At 64.8% G+C, this 25,160-nt stretch carries 20 protein-coding genes and 1 pseudogene; 10 read left to right on the top strand and 11 right to left on the bottom strand.

Translation table 11 applies throughout. The annotated features are described in order from the left end of the window. Window positions 1-81: 81 nt before the first annotated feature. Window positions 82-1,821, top strand: a pseudogene (locus tag AZG88_RS20385) (hydantoinase B/oxoprolinase family protein); the annotation flags it as partial. 125 nt (window positions 1,822-1,946) lie between these two features. Continuing rightward, window positions 1,947-3,608: a purine-cytosine permease family protein gene (locus AZG88_RS20380; RefSeq protein WP_061698744.1), complete on the top strand. Its 1,662-nt coding sequence runs from the start codon at window positions 1,947-1,949 to the stop codon at window positions 3,606-3,608. A gap of 201 nt (window positions 3,609-3,809) precedes the next feature. Here AZG88_RS20380 and AZG88_RS20375 read toward each other — a convergent pair whose 3' ends face one another. From AZG88_RS20375 to AZG88_RS20360, 4 genes are all read right to left on the bottom strand, one after another. Beyond that, window positions 3,810-4,097 carry a BMC domain-containing protein gene (locus tag AZG88_RS20375; protein ID WP_061698743.1) on the bottom strand — a complete coding sequence of 96 codons (288 nt, stop codon included), beginning with the start codon at window positions 4,095-4,097 and terminating at the stop codon, window positions 3,810-3,812. 120 nt (window positions 4,098-4,217) lie between these two features. Then, window positions 4,218-5,015: a 5'/3'-nucleotidase SurE gene (gene surE, locus AZG88_RS20370; protein ID WP_061698742.1), complete on the bottom strand. Its 798-nt coding sequence runs from the start codon at window positions 5,013-5,015 to the stop codon at window positions 4,218-4,220. Then, window positions 5,012-5,947, bottom strand: a complete 936-nt coding sequence (locus tag AZG88_RS20365; protein ID WP_061698741.1) for an HAD family hydrolase — start codon at window positions 5,945-5,947, stop codon at window positions 5,012-5,014. The genes surE and AZG88_RS20365 overlap by 4 nt, the downstream gene beginning before the upstream one ends. Window positions 5,948-5,976: 29 nt before the next feature. Then, window positions 5,977-6,972: a DUF7064 domain-containing protein gene (locus AZG88_RS20360; protein WP_061698740.1), complete on the bottom strand. Its 996-nt coding sequence runs from the start codon at window positions 6,970-6,972 to the stop codon at window positions 5,977-5,979. 259 nt (window positions 6,973-7,231) lie between these two features. Here AZG88_RS20360 and AZG88_RS20355 point away from each other — a divergent pair, with 259 nt between their 5' ends. The 8 genes from AZG88_RS20355 (at window position 7,232) to AZG88_RS20320 (ending at window position 15,396) form a co-directional block, all read left to right on the top strand. Beyond that, window positions 7,232-7,522, top strand: a complete 291-nt coding sequence (locus AZG88_RS20355) for a EutN/CcmL family microcompartment protein (RefSeq protein ID WP_061698750.1) — start codon at window positions 7,232-7,234, stop codon at window positions 7,520-7,522. 71 nt (window positions 7,523-7,593) lie between these two features. Then, window positions 7,594-7,917: a BMC domain-containing protein gene (locus tag AZG88_RS20350; RefSeq protein ID WP_052032891.1), complete on the top strand. Its 324-nt coding sequence runs from the start codon at window positions 7,594-7,596 to the stop codon at window positions 7,915-7,917. 73 nt (window positions 7,918-7,990) lie between these two features. Continuing rightward, the gene (locus AZG88_RS20345) at window positions 7,991-9,367 is read left to right on the top strand and encodes an aldehyde dehydrogenase family protein (protein WP_156517557.1); all 1,377 of its coding nucleotides are present in this window, start codon (window positions 7,991-7,993) and stop codon (window positions 9,365-9,367) included. Continuing rightward, entirely contained in the window at window positions 9,367-10,176 is an 810-nt protein-coding gene (gene eutJ / locus AZG88_RS20340) for an ethanolamine utilization protein EutJ (protein WP_061698738.1), read from the top strand. Before AZG88_RS20345 ends, eutJ begins: the two co-directional genes overlap by 1 nt. Beyond that, window positions 10,173-10,808: a hypothetical protein gene (locus AZG88_RS20335; protein WP_037227584.1), complete on the top strand. Its 636-nt coding sequence runs from the start codon at window positions 10,173-10,175 to the stop codon at window positions 10,806-10,808. The genes eutJ and AZG88_RS20335 overlap by 4 nt, the downstream gene beginning before the upstream one ends. Beyond that, window positions 10,805-12,136: a malate dehydrogenase gene (locus AZG88_RS20330; RefSeq protein ID WP_061698737.1), complete on the top strand. Its 1,332-nt coding sequence runs from the start codon at window positions 10,805-10,807 to the stop codon at window positions 12,134-12,136. The genes AZG88_RS20335 and AZG88_RS20330 overlap by 4 nt, the downstream gene beginning before the upstream one ends. Next, window positions 12,133-13,170, top strand: a complete 1,038-nt coding sequence (locus tag AZG88_RS20325) for an alcohol dehydrogenase catalytic domain-containing protein (protein WP_061698736.1) — start codon at window positions 12,133-12,135, stop codon at window positions 13,168-13,170. The genes AZG88_RS20330 and AZG88_RS20325 overlap by 4 nt, the downstream gene beginning before the upstream one ends. Before the next feature lie 27 nt (window positions 13,171-13,197). Continuing rightward, complete coding sequence (locus tag AZG88_RS20320) at window positions 13,198-15,396, top strand: helix-turn-helix domain-containing protein (protein ID WP_197487883.1); 2,199 nt, start codon at window positions 13,198-13,200, stop codon at window positions 15,394-15,396. A 121-nt stretch (window positions 15,397-15,517) separates the two neighbouring features. Here the strand turns inward: AZG88_RS20320 and AZG88_RS20315 are convergent, their stop codons facing one another. The 7 genes from AZG88_RS20315 to AZG88_RS20285 all read right to left on the bottom strand — a co-directional run bounded on the left by AZG88_RS20315 (window position 15,518) and on the right by AZG88_RS20285 (window position 25,000). Beyond that, on the bottom strand, window positions 15,518-18,019 hold the full coding sequence (locus tag AZG88_RS20315; RefSeq protein ID WP_197487882.1) for a pyruvate, phosphate dikinase: 2,502 nt from the start codon (window positions 18,017-18,019) through the stop codon (window positions 15,518-15,520). Between the two features lie 13 nt (window positions 18,020-18,032). After that, on the bottom strand, window positions 18,033-18,713 hold the full coding sequence (locus AZG88_RS20310; protein ID WP_197487881.1) for a hypothetical protein: 681 nt from the start codon (window positions 18,711-18,713) through the stop codon (window positions 18,033-18,035). A 36-nt stretch (window positions 18,714-18,749) separates the two neighbouring features. Continuing rightward, window positions 18,750-20,186: a hypothetical protein gene (locus AZG88_RS20305; protein ID WP_156517556.1), complete on the bottom strand. Its 1,437-nt coding sequence runs from the start codon at window positions 20,184-20,186 to the stop codon at window positions 18,750-18,752. Between the two features lie 44 nt (window positions 20,187-20,230). Next, complete coding sequence (locus tag AZG88_RS20300) at window positions 20,231-20,647, bottom strand: PEP-utilizing enzyme (protein WP_037227921.1); 417 nt, start codon at window positions 20,645-20,647, stop codon at window positions 20,231-20,233. A 128-nt stretch (window positions 20,648-20,775) separates the two neighbouring features. Continuing rightward, window positions 20,776-22,371 (bottom strand): class I adenylate-forming enzyme family protein, encoded by a 1,596-nt coding sequence (locus AZG88_RS20295; protein ID WP_231914107.1) that lies wholly within the window; start codon window positions 22,369-22,371, stop codon window positions 20,776-20,778. Continuing rightward, window positions 22,364-23,497, bottom strand: coding sequence for an NAD(P)-dependent alcohol dehydrogenase (locus AZG88_RS20290; protein WP_061698748.1), 1,134 nt, complete (start codon window positions 23,495-23,497; stop codon window positions 22,364-22,366). Before AZG88_RS20290 ends, AZG88_RS20295 begins: the two co-directional genes overlap by 8 nt. Window positions 23,498-23,539: 42 nt before the next feature. Further along, entirely contained in the window at window positions 23,540-25,000 is a 1,461-nt protein-coding gene (locus AZG88_RS20285) for an aldehyde dehydrogenase family protein (RefSeq protein ID WP_061698731.1), read from the bottom strand. Between the last annotated feature and the right edge of the window lie 160 nt (window positions 25,001-25,160).

The following is a 25,160-nucleotide window of genomic DNA, read 5'->3' as shown; positions in this document are numbered from 1 at the left end:
ACGACCCTCGTACACCACCCGCAAGGACTTGACCACGACGTGCATCACCTTCGCCGCGGGCTACGAGTCGACCAGCGTGCAAACTACGTGTACGAAGGAGGAAGCCACTTCAACGACACACGCATCATCCGGCCGATCTACTACGACGGCGAACTGCTCGGCTACGCGCAGGCCAACGGCCATTGGGCGGACGTCGGCGGCGCGACCCCGGGCTCGTTCAACGTCAAGGCACTCGACCACATGGGCGAGGGCCTGCGAATTCCGCCGACCCGGCTTTGGAGCAAAGATCAGTTCCTCGAGGACGTCGCATACCTCATAGCAAAGAATACCCGGAACCCTCGCGACATCATCGGCGACATGCAGGCGCAGGCCGAGGCCACTCGCGTCGCCGAACGCGAAATATAGCGTCTGTGCGACAAATACGGTGTCGACACGATCAAGACGGCCATGGCCGAGGTCCAGGATTACGTCGAAGATCTCACCCGCGCCAAGATCGCCGCCCTGCCCGACGGCGTGTGGTACACCGAGGACTACATCGACCAGGATCCGGCACTGGGCGAGGGCCTGATCCCGGTCACCATGAAGATGACCATCAAAGGCGACTCCGTCCACTACGACCTCAGCGAGTCACATGCGTCCATCTCCTCGATGCTCAACGCCGGGTTCGGTGGTTCGTTCGCCGGAATCGTCGCCGGCACCAAGATGCAGTTCCCGAACATCCCCCTCAATTCGGGCTTCTACCGTGTCGTAACAGCGGATCTCGGCCCGCTCGGTTCGGTGGTCAACGCGGACTGGCCATCGCCGTGTGCCGGATTCTGCTCCGGGCCGTTCGAGAAGATCATGAGCTCGGTGTTCGAGATCTGGTCCGATATCCAGCCCGAACGCGCCATGGCCTGCACCTTCAACCTCGAGTACCTACTGGTGGGTGGGCGCGACGGGCGCGAAAACGGCAACCCCAACTTCATGTGGTACGACTGGATGATGGGAGGCTGGGGCGCCCGAAACGGTGCCGACGGCTACAACGCATCGGCCGCCGTGTTCGGTGTCCAGTACGGCACCCAACCTTTCGAGGGCCAGGAGCGCCTGGCCCCGGTGCTCACCTCGTGCCATGATCTAGTGCCCGATTCCGGAGGCCCGGGAAAGTACCGCGGCGGACTCGGTGCCGAGAAGGGCGGCCGACTATGGGCCAGCAGCAACACCGTGATGTCCTATTGCTGTGACCGGGAGCGCTCGGTCACCTGGGGGCTATGGGGCGGATTGCCCTCGATTCCACACGGTGTCTGGCTCAACAAGGGAACCGACAACGAGCAGTACCTGGGCTCGATCTTCGCGGCAGTACCGATCAAGTCCGGAGACGAGTTCACCCGCCCCTCCGCCGGCGGCGGCGGCCTGGGCGATCCGCTGCAGCGTGCCGTCGACGCCGTGCTCGAAGACGTCATCGACGGCTACGTCACGATCGAACGCGCCGAAAAGGACTACGGAGTCGTCATCAAGGAGATCGACCCGGAGGTCTTCGACTACGAGGTGGACGCCGGCGCCACCGACAAGGCCCGCGAGTACATCCGGAACAACCGGCATGCCTGGATGGAGCGTGATCCACAGGCGGTATCGGCGGAGTACCGGTCCGGTCTGATCAACGAGATGGACTGCGTTCGCCAGTACGGAGTGATCCTGGACTGGGGCAGCGGCGAGGTGCTGCCCAACTCCACCGACCAGTTCCGCGCGATGCTGAAGCGACGCACGATCGTCCACTGGACCGATGATCCCGGCGTCGACTACATCAAGGGGACGCTCTCGATCTCCGAGACCGCGGCAGTCTGAGCCACGTCCGCTCCTACCTGCGCGGGTGCCTCATCGAGGTCGTGGGGCACCCGGGCAAGGCGCACCTTCAATTTTCAGGATCCAGATGGCAACGGCGCCAGAAACCGTCATCGAAAGGAAGAACCATGCCATTATCGCCGGAGTTGAGTGCGAACAAAGTCCCCGCACTCGTCGTGTCATCACATGACGATCCAAAGGTCCTCGAACACGCTGCTGCCGAGGACTATTCACTGCACATCGTTCCCTTGTCGTGGCGCAGCGGGCGCCTGTCGGTCTCGATGGCGTGGCTCGGACTTATGAGCGCGATGTTCTGGGTCGTGGTGGGAAGTACGGTCACGCTTGCCGTGGGTACGGTCGACACCCTGATCGGCATCGCACTGTCGGCCGTGAGCTATGGCGCGATCAACTCAGTGGCCGCCAGGTACGCCGCCAAAACGGGAACAAGCGTGTCCCTCTTCTCCCGCGCCCTGTTTGGACGAGCCGGCTCAGCATTCGCGGCCGCCCTCTTCGGAGTCACCATCACTTACTACGTCGTCGCAGAAGGCGCCATCGTCGCCAGCGCCCTGCACGCCTACATCCCCGCCCTCCCGATTGCACTGTGCTGTCTGATCGTCGTCGTGTACCAGGCACCCCTGGCGATGCGCGGCGTGACCACATGGCTGGACAAGATCAACGGGGTACTCCTTCCGCTCTACCTCGTCGGCCTCGTCGGCTCGGTCGTCTGGACCATCGTCCGCTACGGGTACAGCAACGACTGGCTCACCTACGAACCCGACGGCGTAGCCGATCTCGGTGTGCCGGGCTGGTGGTTCGCGTACACCGTGTACATGGGTGTTTGGGTCGTCACCATGATGGCGTGGGACTTCGCCCGGTTCGGTCGCCCCGAGGACGCGACGTTCAACGGGCGCGTAACCTTCGGAACGCCCTTTTACGTGATGACACTTCTCGTGAATGCGGTAGTGGGGATGATCCTGGCGCACACAATCGCCATCGAGGGAGCGCTGAGCGAGGAGTCGGCGATTCTCGGGATCGTCGCGATGATGGGGTTCTGGGGACTGTTGTGGGTCGTCGTCAGCCAGACGCGGGTCAACACGGGGAACTTCTACCTCGCCTCGACGAACCTGCAGAACTTCTTCGCGCGGGCCTTCAAACTCACCCTCCCTCGGGTGTTCTGGCTGGCGGTCGTTGCCGTGATCGTCTACGTGATGATGTTGACGAACGTCCTGACGTGGATCCTGCAGGCGCTGAGCTACCAGGGTGTGATCATCGTGAGCTGGGTGGCGATCGCCCTCACGCACATCCTTGTCTCGTCGCGAACTAAGGGACCGGACGCCGCGGCGGCGGAGTTCCGGCCGGGACGCGTCCCGTCGGTGAATCCCGCGGGGGTGTTCGCCTGGGGTGCTTCATCTCTGACGGGCATCGCCATGGTCGCATTCGGGGGAACCCCGGGCGCCGTCTGGGCACCGCCCGCGAGCTGTGTGCTCGCGGCGGCCCTGTACGGGATCGCCCTCCGATTCTCGAAGCCTTCCTGGTTCACGCTCGCCCGCCCGTTCGATCCGCGCGACGAGGTCGCCGACGCCTGGGAGGCGCGCGTTCAGTGTCATCGCTGCGGTGACTCGTACATCGCCTACGAGATGGATCGGGATCCGTCGGCAGACCACCAGGCGATCTGTCTCGCCTGTGCGTCGAACACGCCCAGCTTCCTGCGTGCGGCAGAAGCGGAGGCTGCTGCCTACCGGTCCGGCACCATCGACCCCGGGGTCCCGACAAGAGTGTCCCCGATCTGACCACCCCGGCAGTCCGAAGCGTTGGGCTGCACGCTCGACCACCGATCCGGTTCCGGCACGGTGGTCGAGCATCGCACGGATCGTCCTCCGCTCTGAGCGTGCAGCTGCCGCCAGGCCGCGACGTCGTGGCGTAACACGAAGACACACCTCCGGCCCGGATACCTTGACGTCGAATCGGTCCCGCTCACAAATGGGAATGGATCAGACCGCGGGTATCGCTGCGGCCAGTACGTCCTCGGTATCACCGTGCGGACGCGCGATAACATGCGATGTCGCCAACTCGCCCGTGCTCCGCGCTGCCGATACCCCTGCGTCGACCGCAGCCTGGACCGCTCCGACGTCGCCGCGGACCATCACCGTGACCTGCCCGTTGCGCAGTGTCCGGTATCCGACGAGGTCGACGTTGGCAGCCTTGACCATGGCGTCAGCGGCTTCGATGGCACCGACCAAGCCCACCGTTTCAATCAATCCAACAGCACCAGAACTCATTGTCCTGCCTCCTACTTCGTGAGTAGCGTTCTTACTCAAGACCTTGCCGATACCGGCACCAGACGATGCCGACACTGCAGCGACTGTCACTTTCTGGCTGCGCTCGGTCGCCTCGTGGACCTATTCGATCCAGTCGATCGCGGTGTCTCCGCGCCATTGGAGCAGTGACAGCGTGGGATGTCCGTTTCGCACTCCCGCAATGTCGGACCCGTCGATGATTCTGATGTCCGGTGCCGACAAATTCCCGACAGGAAGAGCAACGGCACGCCGGTCGAAGTCGGCGATGAAGGGAAGCAAGGTCGGCGCCGTGCCCGCCAGGGTCCACGCCGCTCCGACCAGGGGCCGTGTCTCCTCGGCGGGCAGGTTGGGCACGTTGAGGTTGAACACCGATCCCGCATCGGCGGACAAAATGTTCGGCAAGATCGCGCCGACAACATCCGCGGCTGTGCGCCAGTAACGCGCAGAGCCGTCAGCGCGGGGTTCCTCGAGTTCAAAATCGAGGTGCAGCGATGCCGCCAGCGCAGTCACACCGTGCGCCCCCGCCACCAGCGCCGCGCCGGCAGTACCGGAGTGCAACACCGCGGCACCGAGGTTGGAGCCCTCGTTGATGCCAGAGAGCACGAGGTCGGGCACTGGGCCGAAGCGGCCGAGCACCGCGGCCAGCGCGATCATGCCGGGATGCGCGGCGACCGAGTACGCCTCGACTCCTGGCAGGCCGGGAAGCCGACGATGGCTCACTTCGATGTGGTCGTCGACCGGGAACATAGTCAACCCGCCCGCGCTCCCACTCGCTTGCTGATGAGGAGCCGCGACCGTGACGTCGTAGCCCTGTTCACACGCCGTGTGCGCGAGGGCGAGCAGTCCCGGCGCGTCGATCCCGTCGTCATTGGTGACCAGCACGTGCGGCCGATGCGTCATGGCATAGCCAATCGGACGGCGAGCAGCAACTCGTTCTCTCCCCCAGGTTCGTGCGAGGCTGGCGCTGGCGCTGGACCCGGCATGGATTGCACTTGCTGATGTTCTTGCGGCAGGGCCCCGTCCGAGGTCATCCGTCTTTGCATTGCCTTCGCTCCGGCCGCTCTACGTTGCATCCGGGCCGCCGGAGCGGCCGTAACCGCTTCGGACGTCCGCAGCCCTATGGCGGGTTGGGTCGGGCACACACATGCCGGCGTCGCGGTTGAACTGCCGAACAGGTGCGCCAGGATCTCCTGGGGCCAGATGGCGACGAATTCCGCTCCTGCAGTGAGCAGTTGTTCCTCGGTGTGCATCCCCCAGGCGACGCCGATGGCGCGGATCCCCGACTTCACGGCCGCCTCGACGTCGCCGACCGTGTCGGTGATGATGGCCGTCGACTGGGCCGGCACGGGACTCCCGATCGCCGACTCATCGTAGAAAGCCTGGCACCGCCGCCCGGACCCTTGAGCTGCATCGTCGAGAAAACGCTGGATCCCTTTTGTCTTGTCCGGTTCCACGTCACCGCCAAAGACGTGCGAAAAGCAATATGCCAGTGAGTTTTTGCGTAGAATTCTGCGGATAACCTCGGTGGAGTTCGAGGACAGGACAGCCAGAGTCGCGTGCGGGACCAGCGCCTTCACGATGTCAACCATCCCCGGAATCATCAGGGGGGCGTAGTCGGCGCCGAGACTGCGCATGAAGTCCGCTTCGACGGCGTGCGCGTGCTCGGCGTCGCGGCAGAGGCTGCGCAGGGAGACGAAGAAGTTGTTCGCGAACATCTCGTAGAACTGCTCGGGGTCGACGATTCCGAGATGGTGCGCAGCGCTGATCTTCTCGAATACTCGCCAGGATGCTTCTCGTGTCTGCACCAGAGTGCCGTCGAGATCGAAGATCACCGCCTGAGGCGGTTCCGGTCGGCACATGGTCAGCGGCCGGCGAACGGTGTCGCGCTGTAAATCTTGCAGAGTTGCTGGGGGCCAATGAAGTCCTGGATCTCTCCCCAGCCGCGTTGCGAACCCGAACGCCATTCGGCGAGCACGTTGTACCCGACGGTTCCGGGGCCCGCCTGCCACGGGAAGCTGGTCCGTGCGACTCCCTGGAGTTCGTATTCGCGTCCTTCGCTGTCGGTGAGTTCGAGCTCGACCGACTTGGCGAAGAACCCTTCTCGGATCGTCCGTCCCCGACCGGCGGCCAGTCCGTAGAGTTCGCCCTTGTCGACGACATAGCCGTGCTGGAGCGACAGTTCAGTGGGGGCGTCCGGCCCTCCGTTGGGATCGAAGTCGAAGATGCCGTGCACGGCGAAGTCCTTGGAGAAGTGCGCGTGTAGCCAGCTCATCGTGTGGCCCTGGTGCTCGGACCGCAGTCCCCAACTATGGTCCATCGTCGAGACACAGTCGACGGCGTAGTTCTTGCCGCGCAGGTTCACTTCGCCTTCGAAGTGTCCGGTCTGATCGAAGTGGCCGGCGTACGCCTCGCCCCAGGCGAACACACCGTCTTCGGCCTGCTTGGCGACGATCGGATCCTGCTTCGGATCGTGAATATCGAACGCATCAGCCAGCGCGGTGTACCGGAAGGCAAGCGACACACCGTCACCGTTGTCGAACTCGACGTCCCACACCCGGTTCGGCTCCTTGCACACGACGTGCAGGCCGTTCGCGAGCCGGTAGTCGCGCAGGTTGCGCGGCTCCGGAATGGGAAGGTGATGCTGGGCATCCCAGTACTCAGCCTGCCATGGCGCCTGCACGAACTTCGAGTTCATGGCGATCGTAGAGATCGCGACGCCCACGTTCGGCCGGAACAGGGCGTAGACGCCGACGTTCAGCGCGGCTTCCGGGATGTAGAACCCGAAGAAATTTGTCTCGGTCCAGGTCGGATCGTCGCTGGTCGGAGTGTGGAAATCGGCGTCGATGTCTTCGATCATCTGGGTCTCCTTGGCTCTCGCTGTGGCCGCACGGTCACTACATCGAGCGGCCGTTCATCAATTGCACACCTTGCCGAACTCCAGATGCCCCCGCCACATACCTGCGGGACAACTACCCGGGCTGAGGCTATCCGTCAGAGATAACAGACTTGGGTGGGCATCGTCGTAGCGTCCTCTTCGATGCACTCCCGGGTCACTTGGGGTGAGCGGGAGTGCATCGATCCCGTTCATTCGACACCCGAAGAAGAGGCGGTCACCGGTGAGACTCGCACGTGTTGTCGGCCAGGTCGTGGCCACAGCCAAAGTCCCCGAACTCGGGGGAACAACGATTCTCGTGGTCGAGGATATCGATTCCGCACCGAGTGCTGTGCCACGCCAGTCGTACGCTGCCGTGGACCTCGTCGGCGCGGGACAGGAAGAAGTTGTCCTCGTCGTCTCAGGGAGCGCGGCCCGGGTCGACGCGGCCACCGCAGGTGTCCCGGTCGACCAAGCGATCGTCGCGATCGCCGACACGGTCATCACGCACGGCGAGGTGACGTATTCGAAATGACGACACAGACTCGCGCACCCCACAGAACACCCCTTGATCCACCCAGCCCCAACGTAAATGGAGGAAACACCATGGCTACCACCCAGAACACCCTTCCCGCACGAGGCGCCGGAGCGCTCGGCCTCATCGAGACCAAGGGACTCGTCGGTGCTATCGAGGCGGCCGACGCCATGGTCAAGGCCGCGAACGTGCAGCTTCTAGGACACCGCGAAATCGGCGGCGGCCTGGTCACCGTGATGGTGCGTGGCGACGTCGGTGCGGTCAAGGCTGCCACCGATGCCGGTGCGGTCGCCGCCGGTAAGGCCGGTGAGGTCGTCTCCGTGCACGTCATTCCCCGCCCCCACGACGAGACCGAAGGCGTGCTGTCGAACCTGGCTCGGCCCAAGGGCGCGTGAGACGCAATCCATCACAGCTCTGGGCGTAGCCGACGGCTACGTCCAGACACCAAGCCATGGAAGGTAAATGACCGTGACAGCAACGCTTGACGCGGACCTGGCGGCGCTGGCGGATGTTCGCGCGCAAGTCTCCGCAACGAAGAAGGCCTTCGACGCTATCGCAGGCGCCGACCAGCAGTGGCTCGACGAGATCGTGCGGGCAATGGCGAAGGCCGGCTACGCCGCCTCCGAAGAGCTCGCCCGGATGGCCGTCGACGAAACCGGCTACGGCGTGTACGAGAACAAGATCATCAAGAACCGTTTCAACACCGGATTCGTCGCGGACTGGATGCTCGAACGCCGGGCGGTCGGAGTGTTGTGGGCCGACGAGGAGAACAAGGTCACCGCGGTCGGATCACCGATGGGTGTGATTGCGGCGATCATCCCGGTTACCAATCCGACTGCAACCGTACTGTTCAAGAGCTTGGCCGCGGTCAAAGCCGGAAACGCAGTGGTCCACGCCCCTCATCCCCGTGCAGCACGCTGCTCGGCCCGAGCCGCGGAGATCATGGCGGAAGCCGCAGTACACGCCGGTGCCCCGGAGAATCTCGTCTCCTGCCTGCAACAGCCGACCCTCGATGCAACCCGGGAACTGATGAGGCACGGTGACATACGACTGGTCCTTGCGACCGGCGGGCCAGCAATGGTGGCCGCGGCATACTCGAGCGGCAAGCCCACCATCGCGGTCGGCGCCGGCAACGTGCCAGCCTATGTCGACTCGACGGTCAAGGATCTTGCCGAAACCGCGACAATGATCGTGACCTCGAAGGCGTTCGACAACGGAACAGCGTGTGTGGCAGAACAATCGGTGGTAATCGCGGCGCCCGTCGCCGACCAGCTGGTCCAGGAACTTGGGCGCGCCGGGGCAACCTGGATGACCAAGGATCAGCAGGCGGCCCTGACCAGGACGCTCTTCGACGAGCGCGGTGGGCTACGCGCGAACGCCGTGGGCCAATCCGCGATTCGGCTGGCCGAGATGTCGGGCTTCGCAGTCCCCGCGTCGACGAAGGTTCTCGCCGCGGAACTCGACGAGGTCGGCGATCACGTCCTGTTGTCACGGGAGATCCTCGGCCCGGTCCTGACGGTCTATCGGGAGCCGGACTACCAGGCTGGGTGGCGGCGCTGCCGGGAAATCCTGGCCCTGGGCGGCGAAGGCCATACCGTCGCTGTCCACACCTCCGACCCCGAGGTCGTGGCCAAGTTCGGTGAACTGCCCGCCGGCCGGATCGTGGTCAACACACCCGCCCTGTTCGGCGGAATGGGCTACTCGACGAACGTCGACCCGTCCTTCCAGATCGGTACCGGTACCTGGAGTGGCTCGATCTGCTCGGACAACGTCACACCGTTACACCTGGTGAACATCAAACGGATCGCCCACGAAGCCCGGCCCTGGCGTGGAGTGTTCGACTGATGTCTCCACAAGAGGTCGCGCGGACACTCGAGGAAGCACATCAGCGCATCCGTTCGGCCCGAACGGATTACGACGGTGACCTGCGCACCGGCATCGACCTCGGGACCGCGACCTGCGTCATCACCGTGGTCGATGCCGAAGGCATGCCGGTATGGATCGACTTCGACCGGACCGCGGCGGTCCGCGACGGGGTGGTTGTGGAATTCGCCGCCGCCGCGGCGGCCGTGCGGAAGTTGAAAGCAACCGCCGAAGCAGAACTGGGTGTCGAGCTACACAATGCCGCGACAGCCTTCCCCCCATGCATCGGCGAAGCTGACAGCCGCGCCTGCCGATTCGTGCTCGAAGGGGCCGGTTTCGACGAGGTCACTCTGATCGACGAGGTCAGCGCCGCGAACAAGACACTCGAGGTCACCGACGGCGTGGTCATCGATGTCGGTGGTGGCTCGACCGGGGTCGGAGTTTTCCAGTCCGGAGCGCTCACCGCACTCGATGACCGTCCCGGCGGCGGTCATCACCTGGACCTGATCCTGGCCGGCTCCCGAGGTCTGACGGTCGCGGAAGCAGAAGAACTCAAACGCACTGGCACCGACGACCACCTTGCCATCTTGCGACCGGGAATCGAACGGATCGGTTCGTCGATCCGGGATCTGACCCGAGGCGCCGAGCACCTCGAACTTCATCTCGCCGGCGGCGCTCTGATGCTTCCAGGCGCCGACACCACCATCAGCAAATATCTGGGTCGCAGCGTGCGGGCTTACCCGCACGCTCTGCTCATCACACCATTGGGAATCGCGAGGTACGCGTCATGACAGGCAAGGCAACCCTACGGACATACGCATTCATCGATCGGATGCAGCCGCAGTGCGCGGCCCACATCGCCGCGACCAGCCCCGGAGATCCGCCCCTGGCCGGTATGGCCGAACTGTTTGTCGAAATGGCCCCGGGCAACGAGGTGTTCCGAGCGGCCGACATCGCCCTGAAGTCCTCCGGTGTCCGGCCCGCCTTGCAGATCATCGAACGCGAATTCGGCCTACTGGAGATTCACTCCGAACACCAGGCCGAGGTCCTCGCCGCCGGCGAGGCCCTGCTCGACGCGCTGGGTATGAAGGAAACCGACCGCATCAAGCCGGTGGTGGCCTCGACGCAGTTCATCACCAACGTGCACGGCTACCAGGCGCAGCTGCTCAACAAGTGGCGTAAAGGCACCCTGCTGATGCCCGGTTCGAGCCTCTTCGTCATGGAAGTCGCGCCGGCAGCCTATGTGTCATTGGCCGCGAACGAAGCAGAAAAGGCGGCCGATATCGATGTGATCGAAATCCGCGCCGTTGGGCGGTTCGGACGACTGTTCCTGGCCGGCAGTGAAAGTGAAGTAGCCACGGCCCGCGACGCCGCGGTCGCCGCACTCGAATCCCTCGAAGGGACCGAGGAGACGCGGCGATGACTGTCTTCGGTGTCGATGCGGTCGAGGCGGCCGCCGAGTCGACAGTGGCGGAACTCCTTGTGGGCCCGAAGGACATCGTGACCCCGCTGGCGCGGGAGCGTGCCCGGGAACGAGGAATCACGATCATCGTCGGAAGCTCCCGTTCCGGCGGCGGAACCCCGTCACCTCCGACGGTCCGAAACGGATCGGCGCCAACACCGGTTTGCCCGGGGGCGCCGGCCTTCCGCCGGCCGCGGTCGAACGGTTTTCAGGCGCCGCTCCCGCCGCTACGGCCGCCCGCCCCCGCGCTGTATCGGCGAGGCGCACCGCTGGACCCAGCTGTCGCACCGGCGGTTCTGCACCGCCCCCGCTCCACCCCACCGTCACAGGTGGCGAGCAGCAAATCCGTTCACAGAGTCGTGGTTGTCGGCGCCGGACACGTCGGCATGATCACCGCCATGAAGCTCGCCGAGGCGAACATCATCGAGGAAGTCGTACTCGTCGATATCGCAGACGGTCTCGCCGCGGGCATCGCACTGGATCTGACACACTCGACGGCGTTGTTGGGGTTCGACACCAAGGTTCGCGGGGTCACGCGCCTGGCCGACGCCGGTGTCGCCGACTACGTCGTCATCACCGCAGGAAGGGCCCGCCAACCCGGAATGAGTCGCACCGACCTCGTGGAGGTGAACGCCGGGATCGTCGGCGGGCTCGCCCGCGACGCCGCCGCAGTCTCCCCCAACACCGTGTTGCTGATCGTGACGAATCCATTGGACGAGATGACGCACCACGCATGGCAGGCCTCCGGGCTCCCGGCCGAACGCGTGATTGGCATGGCTGGCGTACTCGACAGCTCCCGTTTCCAGGCCCTCACTGGCTTGGCCACCCACTCCGCACCCTCCGATGTCAGCGCGCTGGCGCTGGGTAGTCATGGGGACGAGATGGTCATCCCCCTGTCCCAAGCCCGAGTCGCCGGCACCTCGATCAGTCAGACTCTTGCGCAGGGCGCAGTCGCCGCACTCGTGGACCGCGCACGCAATTCCGGTGCCGAGGTCGTAGGTTTGCTCAAGTCCGGAAGCGCGTTCTTCGCCCCCGGCGCCTCGGCCGCCCGGATGGTCCTGGCCATGGCCACCGATTCCGACGAGGTCATCGCGGCGACGGTCCGCGCTCGCGGCCAGTACGGCATCAGCGACGGCTACGTCGGATTGCCTACCAAGTTGGGGCGCGGCGGACTAAAGGAGATCGTTGAGCTTCCGCTCGCTGAGGACGAGCTCGCCGAGGTACGGACCGCGGCCGCGCGGATATCCGAGCGAGTCTTGGGTCTCGAGAAAGCGACGGTCGCCTCATGAAGGCCGTGGTGTTCGCCGATACCGGGCGCGTCGAGGTCATCCGGGTGCCCGACCCTTCCCTCATCGATCCCACCGACGCGTTGGTCAGGGTGGACCGGGCCGCGATCTGCGGAACGGACCTGCACACCATCACCCACCCCAATGGGATGAGCCGCGGTGCGGTCCTTGGCCACGAGTTCGCCGGGACGATCCTCGAGGTCGGCACCGCCGTGCGCACCTTCAGCACCGGCGACCGGGTCAGCGGCGCCGACTTCACCGCCTGCGGGCATTGCTGGTGGTGCCGGAGTGGAAACCACTGGGAGTGCGGAGAGCGTCAGTTCTTCGGTACAGGCGCTGCCTTCGGTCCTGCTCTCGACGGCGCTCAAGCCGAGATCGTCCGCGTTCCCCACGCCGATGTCGTCCTACACTCGATCGCAGATGACATCCCCTACGAGAGCGCACTGTTCTTCGGGGACATCCTGGCGACCGGGTACGCGGCCGTGCAGCGCTGCGACGTTTCTCCGGGCGACACCGTCGCCGTCATCGGGGGTGGTCCGGTCGGCCAGATGGCCAGCCTCGCCGCGCAGGCGTGCTCGGCCGGCCCGGTGGTCCTCGTCGAGCCGGTCGAGGACCGCCGCGCCATCGCTCATGAACACGGCGCCCTCGTCGCCGCTCCGGACGACGCCCGGAGACTGATCGATGCGGTCACCGACGGCCGCGGCGCCGATGCCGTCATTGAGGCGGTCGGCGGCCCCCGCGGACTCGACACCGCCTTCGGGCTCGTCCGCCGCCGCGGCACCGTCGTCTCGGTCGGCGTCCACCAGCAGCCGACCTGGCCGCTGCCGGTAGCCAAGGCGTTCGCCGACGAGCTGACCCTACGATTTGCGATCGGCAACGCGATTCGCGACCGGGATCGACTGTCCGGATTGGTGGCCGCGGGGGCCATCGACCCGACGATCATCATCGACACACGGGTCAGCCTCGACGACGCGCCCGCAGCATACGAAGCGATGGCCCAGCGCCGTACGCTGAAGGCAGTCATCGAAGTGCCCTAGAGGCGGAGTGGCGAGGCGGGTATGGACGTGGCAGACACCACCGACGGCGGACCAACGGGGTCTGCCAACCGGCTGCGGTCGCTACTGGCCAGTCTTCTGCCGGAAAATCCGGTCGCCGCGGCCGAGGCAGTAGTTACGGCCTGCGGCGACACCCGAGCCAGCGTCCTGCAACGCCAGGATTTGGACTGGGTTGTCCTTGCCGGTGCCGAAGACTGCGCCGACCAGACCCAGCTAGCCGCTCTCGAGTGCGGAGCGGGTGTGCTGCGTGATCGCGCCGCCACCATCGGCACGTTCGCCGTCGTTCTGGCGGAGCCTTTCAACAAGCACACGGGGCCCGCACTCGATCAAAATCTTCTCCGACAGGTATGCGTCTGGATCGAATTGACCGCCCGGGCGACATCCTTGACGGACGAACTGGCCGCACTCGACGATGAAGCCGAGGTCATGCGCGGGGTCACACACCAGATCCTCAGCGCCCGCGATCTCGACCAGGTGTTGCTGTCGATCACGAACCACACCCTGCGCATGTCCGAATCGGACATCTGCGGGGTTTTCCTGCGAGAAGGCGACGAATTGCGGATGCGCAGCTGCGCCGGTCACCGCGTCGTCGACACCGCGCGGCTGGTGATGAAGCGCGGACAGGGCGTTGCGGGCCTGGTCTTCGAAACCGGGAAAGTAGCCAAAATCGATAGCTACTTGCACGATTCGACAATAAGCTCGGATTTCATGTCACTCGCCGAGCAGGAAGCCACCCGGTCGGCGCTGGCCGTTCCGCTCGTCGTGCACGGCGACCTGATCGGTGTCCTGGAGGTGTGGCGGCGGCGGTATTCCTCGTTCACCGACCGGGACGTCCGCCGCCTGGTGGCGTTGGCTGACCTGGCCACCATCGCGATCGAGAACGGCCGACTCTACGACGCGCAGCGAGCCACCGTCGACGAACTCGAATCCACCCGCATATCTCTCGAGAGGCAGCTGAGCCTGCTCAACCGCTCCTCCACCTTGCAGCACTCCTTGATCGAAATCGTGCTCGCGAACACCGCGGTCACCAGCTCGGTGGCCCGCACCGTCGGCACCGACCTCGGGTGTGGTGTCGCCATCTTGTCGGCCACCGGAGAAGTCGAGGCCACCTACCCGCGAACCCTCGACACCACGACCCTGCTTCGGGAAGTCTTGGGACGCAACGGTACTCTCCCACACCGGGCCACCCGGCTGACCGCCGCCGACGGCAAGACGATTTGGGCACACCCGGTCATCGCCGCCGAGAACCAGTACGGGGCCGTGTGCCTGGTGGGCGGAACCGAGGACGCCGACATCATGGAAGTGGCCTGTGGCCAAGCGGCGATGGTGTGTTCACTGGCCCAACTGCAGCAACGCGCCGCCAGCGCCGCCCGCGCCGAAGCTCTCGACCAGATCCTGTGGGATCTGATGGAAGGCACTGCGGAGCAGCGGTCGGCCGCCCGCAGCCGCACCCACCAGATGGGCATCCGGCTACGCGGCTACCACCGCATCTTCTACGGTGTCCTCGAGAATATGGATGCCCTCGCCGCCCAGGAGGGCTGGAACACTTCCTCCTCGGACGCGTTGCGCCGCACCATGCTCAACGGAATCCGCAGCTGCACCCAGCCGACACCGCTGACGTTGACCAGTGTGCGGGGCAACTGGATCGTGGCCCTGGCCCCGATCAAAGATCGCGAACGCTCCCGCGACCTGCTCGACGAGCTGCACAAAATCACCACACAGGCACACCCCGATCTGCGGATCTCCTGGGGGGTGAGCTCGGCGCGCAGTAATCCCGTGGACTATCCGCAAGCATTCGGCGAGGCGAAGACCGCGCACGCCGCCTCCCGCCGGCTGGGCACGGTGTCGTTGTACGACGAACTCGGCATCGTCCGCCTACTTCTCGGTAGCAGTGACAACCCCGACCTGCAGGGCTTCATCAAAGAAGTGACCGAACCCCTGCTCGACTACGACCAGCAATCCGATGGGTCGCTGCTGAAGACGTTGCGCACCTTCTTCGACGCCAACTGCTCCCAGAAGGACGCGGCGGAACGGTTGTTCGTGCACCCGAAGACGCTCGCGTATCGGCTCGAGCTGATCCGCAAGCTCACCAACCTGGACCTGTCCCGGCATGCCGACCGAATGCGTGCGGATTTGGCATTGCGGTTGCTGCAGGTCACTCAGGCGGTCAGCGACCTCGACGGCGAGTCCCCGCCTTCCCTCGGCTAGAAGCCCGGTGCACGCCCTCACCGTGAAACCGGCAGCAACGAAGTAGAAGTAAGGGTGGTGTGCGATGGTCCCCGACTGGGTTCCACCGCACACCACCCGTACGTGTGCGTGCGCGCTAGAGTTAACGCTCGCGCTGCCCCAGCGCCAAGATCGAAGGCCTCACTTCGTCGCCGTCGACGGCGAACCGGGCGAACCCTCGCTGCTGCAGTGAGCTGAGCAGTTCCCCTGAAACCGGGCCCGTGAGCCGGATCCCGATCCTCCGGCCGGGTTCCCGGGCGACGACGTCGGCGACGGTGTCGACCAGGCCACCGACCTGATCGTCGATCTCCACGCGCGGGTCGACGGTAATAAGCCCCCGACGCAGATACGAATCGAGTGGTTCGCTTGTCAGCAGGTGCCGCGCCGAAATACCGGCGACCGCGGCCTGCAGAACCCGCAGTTCAATCCACACGACGTCGCTGTGAGTGGTGATGCCGTCGATGGAGGCGATGCCCCGAGGACTGGTCAAGTAAGCCCCGATCTCGACCCGTGCGGCACCAGGGAGGGTGTCGCGCAGCTTGACCAACGCGGCGATCTCCCTGCTGTCGGCGATCTTGCGGACCGTGAAGTGCACCGTCAGGTCGGTCGTCACCTCCTGCAGGGCCGCGGCGATTCCGCGCAGCTGGGCGGCGAGGATCTCCTCCGAGCCCAGCGGCAATGCCAGTTCCGGATGTGCGATGAACAGCTCGGCGGTACGGAGCAGTTCACTTGATTCGTCGGCGTGGAAGTCGATCGCTCGGACACCGAACTCGGTGACGGTCGCCTCGGCGAACAGCTTCCCGAACTCGGTTGCGACCGCACGTTCGAGGGCGGCGCTGGCGTCGCTGATCTCCCCCTCACGCAGAGTCGTGATGATACCGTCCAGGTGGCCGGTGGTAGCGAGAACGTCGTCGATGCCGGCAACCAGCCCGGTGGCCCCGCGGCCGTGTGCCTGACGCGCCTGATCAGGGGTCGTCGATCGGGCGAAGATCTGCGCACCGGATCGCTCGCGAGCCAGTTCAAGCAGGGCGGTCAACCGATCGTCCTCGGCGGCGGGTTCGCTCAGTTCGATCTCACCGAGAATCACCTCGCCAGTGGTTCCGTCGAGGGAGACGACGTCACCGGTGACCAGTGTCTGTCCGCCCACTTGCATCGTCCCGGCCACCGGGTCGATGTCCAAGGCACCGCAGCCGACCACGCAGGTCGTCCCAAGCGCACGAGCGACCACCGCGGCGTGACTGGTCGAGCCACCGGTGGCGGTAAGGATGCCCTCCGCCGCGATCATCCCGTGCAGATCCGTCGGGCTGGTGACCGGCCGAGCAAGGATGACCGTCACGCCCTCCTTCACCGCCTGCTGCGCAGCATCGGAGTCGAAGTACAACGCACCGACCACATGCCCCGGCGCGGCGCCCACACCGGTGGCCAGCACTCGCCCGTCGTCGCGGGCCCGTGCATAAGCGTCCGGGTCGAATCCGGGACGCTGCACCTGCCGGATCTGTTCCAGCGATACCGTCGACAGTGCTCCCGCGGTGGTGACGACCTGCTCGGCGAGCAGATCCGCCGCGATGCGGATCGCGGCCTGCGCGGTGCGCTTGGCGCTACGGACCTGCAGCATGTACAAGATGCCGCGTTCGACGGTGAACTCTATGTCGAGGACGTCACCGCGACGGCGTTCGAGTTCGGCGCACGTGTTCTCGAGCTCGGTGTAGACATGCGGCAGCCGATCGCGGAGTGCGGTGACGGGGTCCGGGGTACGAATGCCGGCAACGACGTCCTCGCCCTGGCTGGCGGCGAGGAACTCGCCGAACAGTCCGGGTTCGCCGGTGACCGGGTTGCGGGTGAAGACCACGCCCGATCCCGAGTCTTGATCGAGGTTGCCGAACACCATCGACTGCACGACCACTGCGGTCCCGAGATCGTTCGGGATCTTGTGAACTTCGCGGTATTTCACTGCGCGCCGGGTGTTCCAGGATCGGAAGACCGCCTCGACCGCACCGATGAGTTGAGCGCGCGGATCGTCGGGGACTTCTTCGTCGAGCTCGTCGCGCAGCAGTGCCTGGCAGTGCTGCCACACTGTGTCGTACACCGGTCCCGGCTGCGAGGTGGCGGTGACACCGTCGATCAGGGAGTTGAGGTCCTCACGGTCCGGTGTTTCGAGCGCACCGAGCACGGTTTCGGCGTACATGCCATGGAAGCGAAACAGCACGTCGGCCATGAAGCGGGTATCGCCGGTGACGTCGGCCAGCGCGATCGCTGCGTCGCGGCCGAGGCCGAGGTTGAGGACGGTATCCATCATCCCTGGCATGGATACCGGCGCGCCCGAGCGAACCGACAGCAGCAACGGGAAGGGTCCACCGCCGAAGGTCTTGCCCGTCTTGCCTTCGAGTTCGCTCAAACGGGCGTGGATTTCGTCGACCAGTTCCCCCGTCATCGAGCCGTGTTCGAGATACTCGTGACAGGCCGACGTGGAGATGACGTACCCACCCGGCACGTTCAGGCCTTCCTGGGTCATTTCGACGAGGCCGTAACCCTTGCCACCCAGGACATTCCGGTCGATTGCGCCCGGTTCACTGAACGCGCGTGTCATTTCGGTCGTAACAGTCACAGAGCTCACCTTGTCACTCCTTACGTGCGCGACCGAGCGTGCGCAGCAAGTCTTCGTGGAATTCGAACCAGACGTTGTGCACCGAGTCCCTGGTCGGATCGGAGACGAAAGCGATATCGCCCGCATCGACCTTTTCCAAGGATCGTTCGAATCGGCCGATGTAGGTGCGGAACCGTGCGTCCTTCTCGCTGAGTGCTTCGAGCAGTCCCTCCAGTCGGGACACCAGACGCTCGATGGTGGAGATCACTTTCGCGTCGTATACAGAGTCGCTGTGGTCGTTTGCAAGCTTGCGGCCCGCGACCTCGATCTGCTGCCACGAGGACATGGTGCGCAGAAAGCGGGAGTTGACGTCCTCGAATTTGTCGGCGACCTGCAGCACGGACGGATCGGTGCGGATCTGGCCGTAGATCACAGCGGCGGAATCGACCAACACAGGTCCCGAGGCGTCGGTGGGTAGTGCGGTCTCGCCCATCAGTGCGAGGTAATCACTGTCGGCGAGTTCGGCAAAGATGTCGCGCACCTGATCGGTGTCCAAGTTGACGATCTCGGAAACGGCTGCCGCGGTCGCCATTTTCTTGAGCGCCACAGCATTGAGGACGTCGTAAAGACGTTTGTCGAGCAGTGTTTGTGTCATGTGGTCATTCCCAACGATCGAACGGGGGCGACGGTGCGCAGATGCCCACGCGACGGCCATATCACTCCATCGCCCCCGAATCTGTGAACGGGTGTCTTACAGCCAGCGGTACTTCGACCGACGCAGATCCGCACCCACGCCGAACGGCAGATAACCCTGGCCGGAGAAGATCTTCTGCGGAACGACTTCCTGCGCGAATCCACGCTTGCCGATGTCGTAGTAGTAGTTCGAGACGCGCTGATCAATTTCCCAGAGCTGATATTCGTCGCATGCCTTCTCGTACGTTCCGGCCTTCCGCAGGTACGGCAGGATCATGTCTACGTAGTAGACGTATTGGCCGGCCCAGATCAGGTCCCGGCGGCACATCCGAGAGATCTTTCCGTACATCTTGAGCGTGGCGTCCTGGATCTTGGGCAGCTCGCCGCCCAGGTCGGCGATTGCGATGGTGCGCACATCCGACATCGGGGTGTCCCACTGCTCGCGGGCGAAGACTGCGCCGCCGACGATGGCGGGGATGTAGTTCTTCGGCCGGGTGAAGGTGGTGGAAATGTCGTTGACGCGAATCTCCTGCAGGCCCAGTATCTCCGGGTCGATTTCGAGCGCGACAGTGTAGGCGTGTGGGAGCTGCGCGTCGTCGCACACATCACTCCAGTGGAAGATCGGCTCGTTGACGAACAGGTCCCGGAGAATGAGGATGTTGCCGTTGGGCAACTCGTACGGTCCGGTGTCGCCGAGACCGAGCCGGCAGTCCATGTGGTCGAGGAACGACAGCAGTTCGGCGGCCGCGTTGAAGCGGGTGAAGGATTCGTGCTTCGGGCTTCCCGGCTCAAGCGTTTCGAGCTGGTTGATAATGCCTTCGAGGAAGTCCGGCTCGTGGATCTGGCAGCGGTAGCGGTCCTGCGAGTTGAGGATGTACCCGTCCTGGCGCTTGCCGAACTCGATCCGCTGCATGAACTTGAGGAGTTCGTTGCTCTCCTCGATGTAGTCGTCGGGCCCGATCGCTTCGAGTGCAAGCAGACCGCAGCGGCCCATACCGAAGCCGACAGCCCCGATCGACCAGTCGTGCACCGCGTTGACCTTGGTGCCGATTTCCCGCCGCGCCGAGGCACCGATGTCCAAGATGCCCTGGGCCCCGACCTCGTCGGTGGTCATGCGCAGGATCTCCGGCCACCGGTAGAACTGGTGCATGAACGCGAGGATCTCGTATTCCTGGCGGGGGATCATGCCTGAGACACCTTCGGTGGCACGCATGACCAGCACGTCCCAGATGTTCCAGGCCAGGTAGTTGTTGAGGTCGTTGAGCTCGTCCAGGGTGAACTGGTCGACCAGGACGTCCTCTTTACTGACCTTCTCGAGGACCTTGCTCTTGGCGCGCTGCTTCTGCACCTTGTCGCCGAGGATGCCGTCGCGCAGTGGCTCCTGGCCGACGAAGTTGCCCTCGAAGACCAGATCCTGGAACCGCAGACCGTCATCATTCGGTTCATAGCGCTGCTTGTACGTGGAGCGGAGACCGGGTGTCATTTCGATGCTCATTGGGGGTTGTTCCTCTCTGCCCATGGTGTGTGGTCGGAAGGCGGTCAGCTGACGATGCTGATGCGCCCGACCTCCGCGTCGTCGCAGTGCAACTGGACGGTCTTCCCGATCAGGCTTTCGGCGATCTCCTCGAAGTGCGCATCGTCGGTGTTGCCGACGACGTAGCGCGAATCGCTGGAGGTCAGGTACGCGGTCATCACACAGGGAATCTGGAACTCACGAGAGAGGATGCCGAGGTGCGACTCGGGAGCGCCCGACATCGTGATGACGCCGAGAGCACCCATGCTCAATGCCGGGGTGAGGAAGGTCGTGGTGCCGCCGCGAACGAGCAGGATGTAGTCCTGCAACTTCCCGGACCGCACGACCTCGATCACGTCCTTGGGCGAGCCCAGGAACTTGACCTCACCCTTCGGGCTCTTCTGCGTCTCGAAGGCGTTGAACCCTTCGGCTACAACCTGCATTGGTACTCCTTTGATCGAATCGAGGAAGGTGGCCTCGACCACATCCGTCTTGCTCTGTTGCGCTTGTCACAATGCCCTTTGATATGCGACCGCCGCATGGGCTCTGCGGATAGCGTTCCGTGTGACCATTATCTCGCGTGGACAACGCCTTGATCACTGTCGGTGACGTCAAGATCTGCCAATTTGCGGCGCATGAGTTTGCCCGACGAGGTGGTCGGTAGAGCGTCGACAAACACCACCTCACGCGGCCGTTTGTAGGCGGCCAGATGCGCGCGGCAGTGCTCGATGATGTCCTGTGGGAGGAGCTGCGCGGCCGGGGCCGGAACCACGTATGCGACGGCGATCTCCCCTTTGACCGGATCCGGTCGGCCTCCGACGGCGACCAGCGCGACGTCGGGATGCGCGCCGATGACGCGTTCGATTTCGGCGGGGTACACGTTGTATCCGGCGGTGACGATCATGTCCTTGAGCCGGTCCACAATGAAAAAGTGACCGGTCTCGTCGACGTACGCGACATCTCCGGTACGCAGCCACCCGTCGGCGGTGAGCGCCTCTGCGGTGGCGTCAGGGCGGCCGTAGTAGCCGAGCATCACCAGCGGGCCACGAACGAGCAGCTCACCATGCTCACCCGTCGGGACGCCCCCGTTCGTGCCGTCGATCGCACCGATCTTGACTTCGAGGCCGGGTAGGGCCACTCCGATCGAACCGGCTACCGGTGGGGCGTGGACTGCATGGGTTGTTCCCAGCCCGGACAGCTCGGTCATCCCCCACAGCTCCAGCACCGGCCCCGGTGCCCTGGTCTGCCAGCGATCGAGCAGTTCTGGGGAGAACGTCTGACCACCGATGGTGCTTGCGCGCAGGCTGGACAGGTCCGTCGTCTCGAACGTCGGGTGTGCCAGCATCATCGAATACATCGCCGGCACGCCCTCGAACAGGGTGGCGCGGTCTCCTTCGAGCAACGCCAGGGCTTCCCCGGCGTCGAACCGCTCCATCAGCACAACCGTGCCGCCTGCCAGGAAGGTGCTGTTGATAGCGACATTGCCGTACACGTGCGCCGAGGGCAACGCGGTGACGACGACGTCGTCGGAGTTGCGACCGTGCATCGTGGCCGTCAGAGCACAATTGAGCAGCACCGATCGCTGCGACTGCATCGCGCCCTTCGGGTGGCCGGTCGTCCCGGAGGTGTAACCGATGCTGCACAGGTCGGCGGGCCCGGGCGCCGGGTTCCCGGCCGGAGCAGCGTCGACCGGCGCGGTGAGCAGCTCGCTGAAGGTCACCGCACCGATTCCGTCGCCGATATCGCCGGCGAGCTGGCACACGAGCTCGAGCGTGGGCATCTCCCCGAGCACGTTCGCGACGGTAGCGGCTTGGGAGGCCCCGAAGAAGAGAGCTTCGGCCTCGCAGTCGGAGAGGACGAACGCCAGCTCCGGGCCAGTGAGCATGACATTGACAGGATTGACAATCGCACCCGCTTTGAGGATGCCGTGATACGCGACGATCCATTCCCAGCAGTTCTGCGCGTAGAGCGAGCACACATCTCTGGCGCCGATCCCGCGCGAGCGAAGTGAGGCCGCGACCGCGTCCGACATGCGGTCGAGTTCCTGGTACGTCAAGCACGTATCGCCGACGACGAGGGCGATCTTGTCCGGGTGGCGGGCCGCGGAGACGGGGAGAATCTCTCCCGGCCCCACCGATGGCAGGACGCCACCGGCACGGCTATTCACCCGTCGCCCCATTCGCAGGGGTGGGCTCGTCGAATGTCAGAACCGCCTTGGTGACCTTCCCCTGGTGAACAGCCTCGATCGCTTCGTTGATTTCGCCGAACTCGAAGGTGTCGATCAGCTCGGTGAAGGGGAATTTGCCGGCCTGATAGAGGTCGATCATGCGGGTGACGAATTCCTGCGGGATGGCATCGCCCTCGATGACGCCGATCAGACTGCGGCCGAATAACAGGTGACCCTGGTCGAAGGAGATCTCGTTCGGGATGCCCTGGAATCCGACGGTGGCGCACACCCCCGGTGACTGCAGACATTCGAGCGCGCTGCGGATGACGCCCGCCAGCCCGATGCAGTCGACCGAATACTGCGCTCCCACTCCGCCGGTGATCTCGCGGATCCTCTCGACCACGTTCTCCTCGGCGGAGTTGATGGTGTGGGTGGCGCCGAGGTCGGCGGCCTTGGCCAGGCGCGCGGGCTGGATGTCGACGGCGATGATGGTGCCGCAGCCGGCGACCACCGCACCCAACAGCGCGGCGAGCCCGACCGAGCCGGTCCCGAAGATCGCGATCGACGATCCCGCCTCCGGGTTGAGGGTGTTCAGCACCGCCCCGGCACCGGTTTGGATGCCGCAACCGAGGGGGGCGAGCAGCTCGAGTGGCAGATTGCGGGCGACACGGACACAGTTCTGCTCGTTCGCCACCGCGTAAGTCGCCCATGAGGATTGCCCGAAGAAGTGCCCGCGTACCTGTTCGCCCCCGGAACGAAGGACGCTCGAGCCGTCCAGGCGTCCACCGACCAAATTGAGCGGGACGAAGTCCCGGCAGTGCATCGAAAGTGAGCGTGCACAGTTGTCGCACTCCGCGCAGAAGTTGTACGAGAGCACCACATGATCGCCAGGCTCGATGCTGTCGACATCGTGTCCGACCGCGGTGACAATTCCAGATCCCTCGTGACCGAGCACGATCGGGGCCGCGTCGGTCTCAGCGGTCGCGATCACCCCGAGGTCGGTGTGGCAGATACCGGAACCGACGATGCGCACCAAGACCTCACGGGGGCGTAACTCGTCGATGTCGAGTTCCTCGAGCGACAACGGCTCCTGCGCCGAGCGCAGGACGGCTGCTGTGGTCTTCATAATTGCACTTCCTGTGTGAAAGTTGTTTGAGCTCGGGTGGTCTCACGAGACCGTGTCGGGGACCTTGTTCAGCGTGACGGTCTGGTGGTTGGTGTATTCGGCGAGCCCGTGCAAGGAGTTCTCGGCACCGATGCCGGACTGCTTGTGTCCGCCGAAGACCTGATGCGGGGAGTACTGGTGGACTTCGTTGAGCCATACCGTTCCGGCTTCGAGCTGACGGCCGATCCGCTCGATCGCCTCGAGGTCCTCACCCCAGACGGTGGCGCCCAGGCCCCAGACGGTGTTGTTGGCCCGGGCGATGACATCGCTCTCTTCCGTCCAGCGCAGCAGCGGAAGGATGGGGCCGAACGGTTCCTCGGCGACTAGGCGTGAGTTCTCCGGCGGATTGTCGACGAGGGTGACCGGGACGAACCAGCCTCCGGCGTTCGGGTCGATCCGTCCACCGAGGGCGAAGGTGTAACCGTTGGCCGTGCAGTCGTCGAAGTACTCCTGCACCTTCTGCAGCTGGGGCAGGTTCTGAATCGGGCCCAACTGGGTGTCGGCGGCGGCGCCGTCGCCGACCACCACGGTCCGTGCGTACGCGACCAGTTCGTCCCGCACGGCGTCGTAGACGTCGTCGTGGATGTAGATGCGCTTGGCGGCGTTGCAGAACTGGGCGTTGTTCTGGAACGCCGCCCAGAAGATCTGCGGGGCGACCTTCGCCGGATCGACGTCCGGCAGGACGATCGCCGGATCGTTTCCGCCGAGTTCGAGAGTGACCCGCTTGAGGGTGCCGGCCGCGGACCGCATCACATGCTTGCCCGTTTCGGTGCTGCCGGTGAACGCGATCTTCGCGATGCCCGGGTGCGCCGTCATCCACTTGCCGAGTTCGTCGTCACCGCTGACCGCGCTCAATACACCTGCGGGAAGGAGGTCCTGCACCAGCTCGATGAGCTTGAGGTCGCACAGCGGAGTGAAAGGGGACGGCTTGACGATGATGGTGTTGCCAGCCACCAGCGCGGGTGCGATCTTCCAGACCGCCAGCAGGATCGGGAAGTTCCACGGCACGATGGCGCCGACGACCCCGAGCGGCGTGTGCCGGCTGATCACCCTGCGCTCGGCAGTGTCCTCGAGAACCTCTTCGGGCAGGGACTGCTTGGCGATCTCCCGGAACCACGCGACCGACCCGTAGACCTCCCATTCAGCCATCGCACGCGGCTTGCCCTGCTCGGCGGTCAACAATGCCAGGAACTCTTCGGCGTGGGCTTCGAGCCGATCGCCGATCGCCGCGACGATGGCCTGGCGTTCGGCGAGCGGTGTCGCCGACCAGCCGGTAAACGCGGTCTGAGCGGCCGCGACGGCCTCGTCTAGTTGATCAGAGGTCGCAACAGGAACTTCGGCGATCGTCTCGGTGGTCGCCGGGTTGTACACCGGCGCCGTGGCCTGTGCGGTCACAGTCCGCCCACCGATCGTCATCGGGAACTCTGCAGGGAGGACAAGGGAAGGTGCTTCGGTAGACAACATTCATCTCCTTCAGGTGCGCAGCTCCACCGGTGGTGAGACTGCATCGACGAGGTGCCGCCCGAGCGGGCACATACGTCCCGTCCTGGCCTCGAGCGAGACGAGGGTTTGCATCTTCAACAGCGAGGTGGGGTGGCGACTACAAGTTCTACTGTCCGAGCGT

This window comes from Rhodococcus sp. LB1 (assembly GCF_001583455.1).
Lineage (GTDB): Bacteria > Actinomycetota > Actinomycetes > Mycobacteriales > Mycobacteriaceae > Rhodococcus_F > Rhodococcus_F opacus.
Note: the sequence above shows the minus strand (reverse complement) of the source record. Positions and strands in the feature narration are given on the sequence as shown.

Bases quoted from the DNA above. Each gene is read 5' to 3' on its own strand.
- surE (WP_061698742.1), bottom strand. From the start codon at position 5,015: ATGACGCATCGGCCGCACGTGCTGGTCACCAATGACGACGGGATCGAC.
- eutJ (WP_061698738.1), top strand. From the start codon at position 9,367: ATGTCTCCACAAGAGGTCGCGCGGACACTCGAGGAAGCACATCAGCGC.
- AZG88_RS20310 (WP_197487881.1), bottom strand. From the start codon at position 18,713: ATGGCCGTCGCGTGGGCATCTGCGCACCGTCGCCCCCGTTCGATCGTT.
- AZG88_RS20350 (WP_052032891.1), top strand. From the start codon at position 7,594: ATGGCTACCACCCAGAACACCCTTCCCGCACGAGGCGCCGGAGCGCTC.
- AZG88_RS20325 (WP_061698736.1), top strand. From the start codon at position 12,133: ATGAAGGCCGTGGTGTTCGCCGATACCGGGCGCGTCGAGGTCATCCGG.
- AZG88_RS20360 (WP_061698740.1), bottom strand. From the start codon at position 6,972: ATGATCGAAGACATCGACGCCGATTTCCACACTCCGACCAGCGACGAT.
- AZG88_RS20290 (WP_061698748.1), bottom strand. From the start codon at position 23,497: ATGAAGACCACAGCAGCCGTCCTGCGCTCGGCGCAGGAGCCGTTGTCG.
- AZG88_RS20305 (WP_156517556.1), bottom strand. From the start codon at position 20,186: ATGAGCATCGAAATGACACCCGGTCTCCGCTCCACGTACAAGCAGCGC.
- AZG88_RS20380 (WP_061698744.1), top strand. From the start codon at position 1,947: ATGCCATTATCGCCGGAGTTGAGTGCGAACAAAGTCCCCGCACTCGTC.
- AZG88_RS20300 (WP_037227921.1), bottom strand. From the start codon at position 20,647: ATGCAGGTTGTAGCCGAAGGGTTCAACGCCTTCGAGACGCAGAAGAGC.
- AZG88_RS20375 (WP_061698743.1), bottom strand. From the start codon at position 4,097: ATGAGTTCTGGTGCTGTTGGATTGATTGAAACGGTGGGCTTGGTCGGT.
- AZG88_RS20285 (WP_061698731.1), bottom strand. From the start codon at position 25,000: ATGTTGTCTACCGAAGCACCTTCCCTTGTCCTCCCTGCAGAGTTCCCG.
- AZG88_RS20330 (WP_061698737.1), top strand. From the start codon at position 10,805: ATGACTGTCTTCGGTGTCGATGCGGTCGAGGCGGCCGCCGAGTCGACA.
- AZG88_RS20335 (WP_037227584.1), top strand. From the start codon at position 10,173: ATGACAGGCAAGGCAACCCTACGGACATACGCATTCATCGATCGGATG.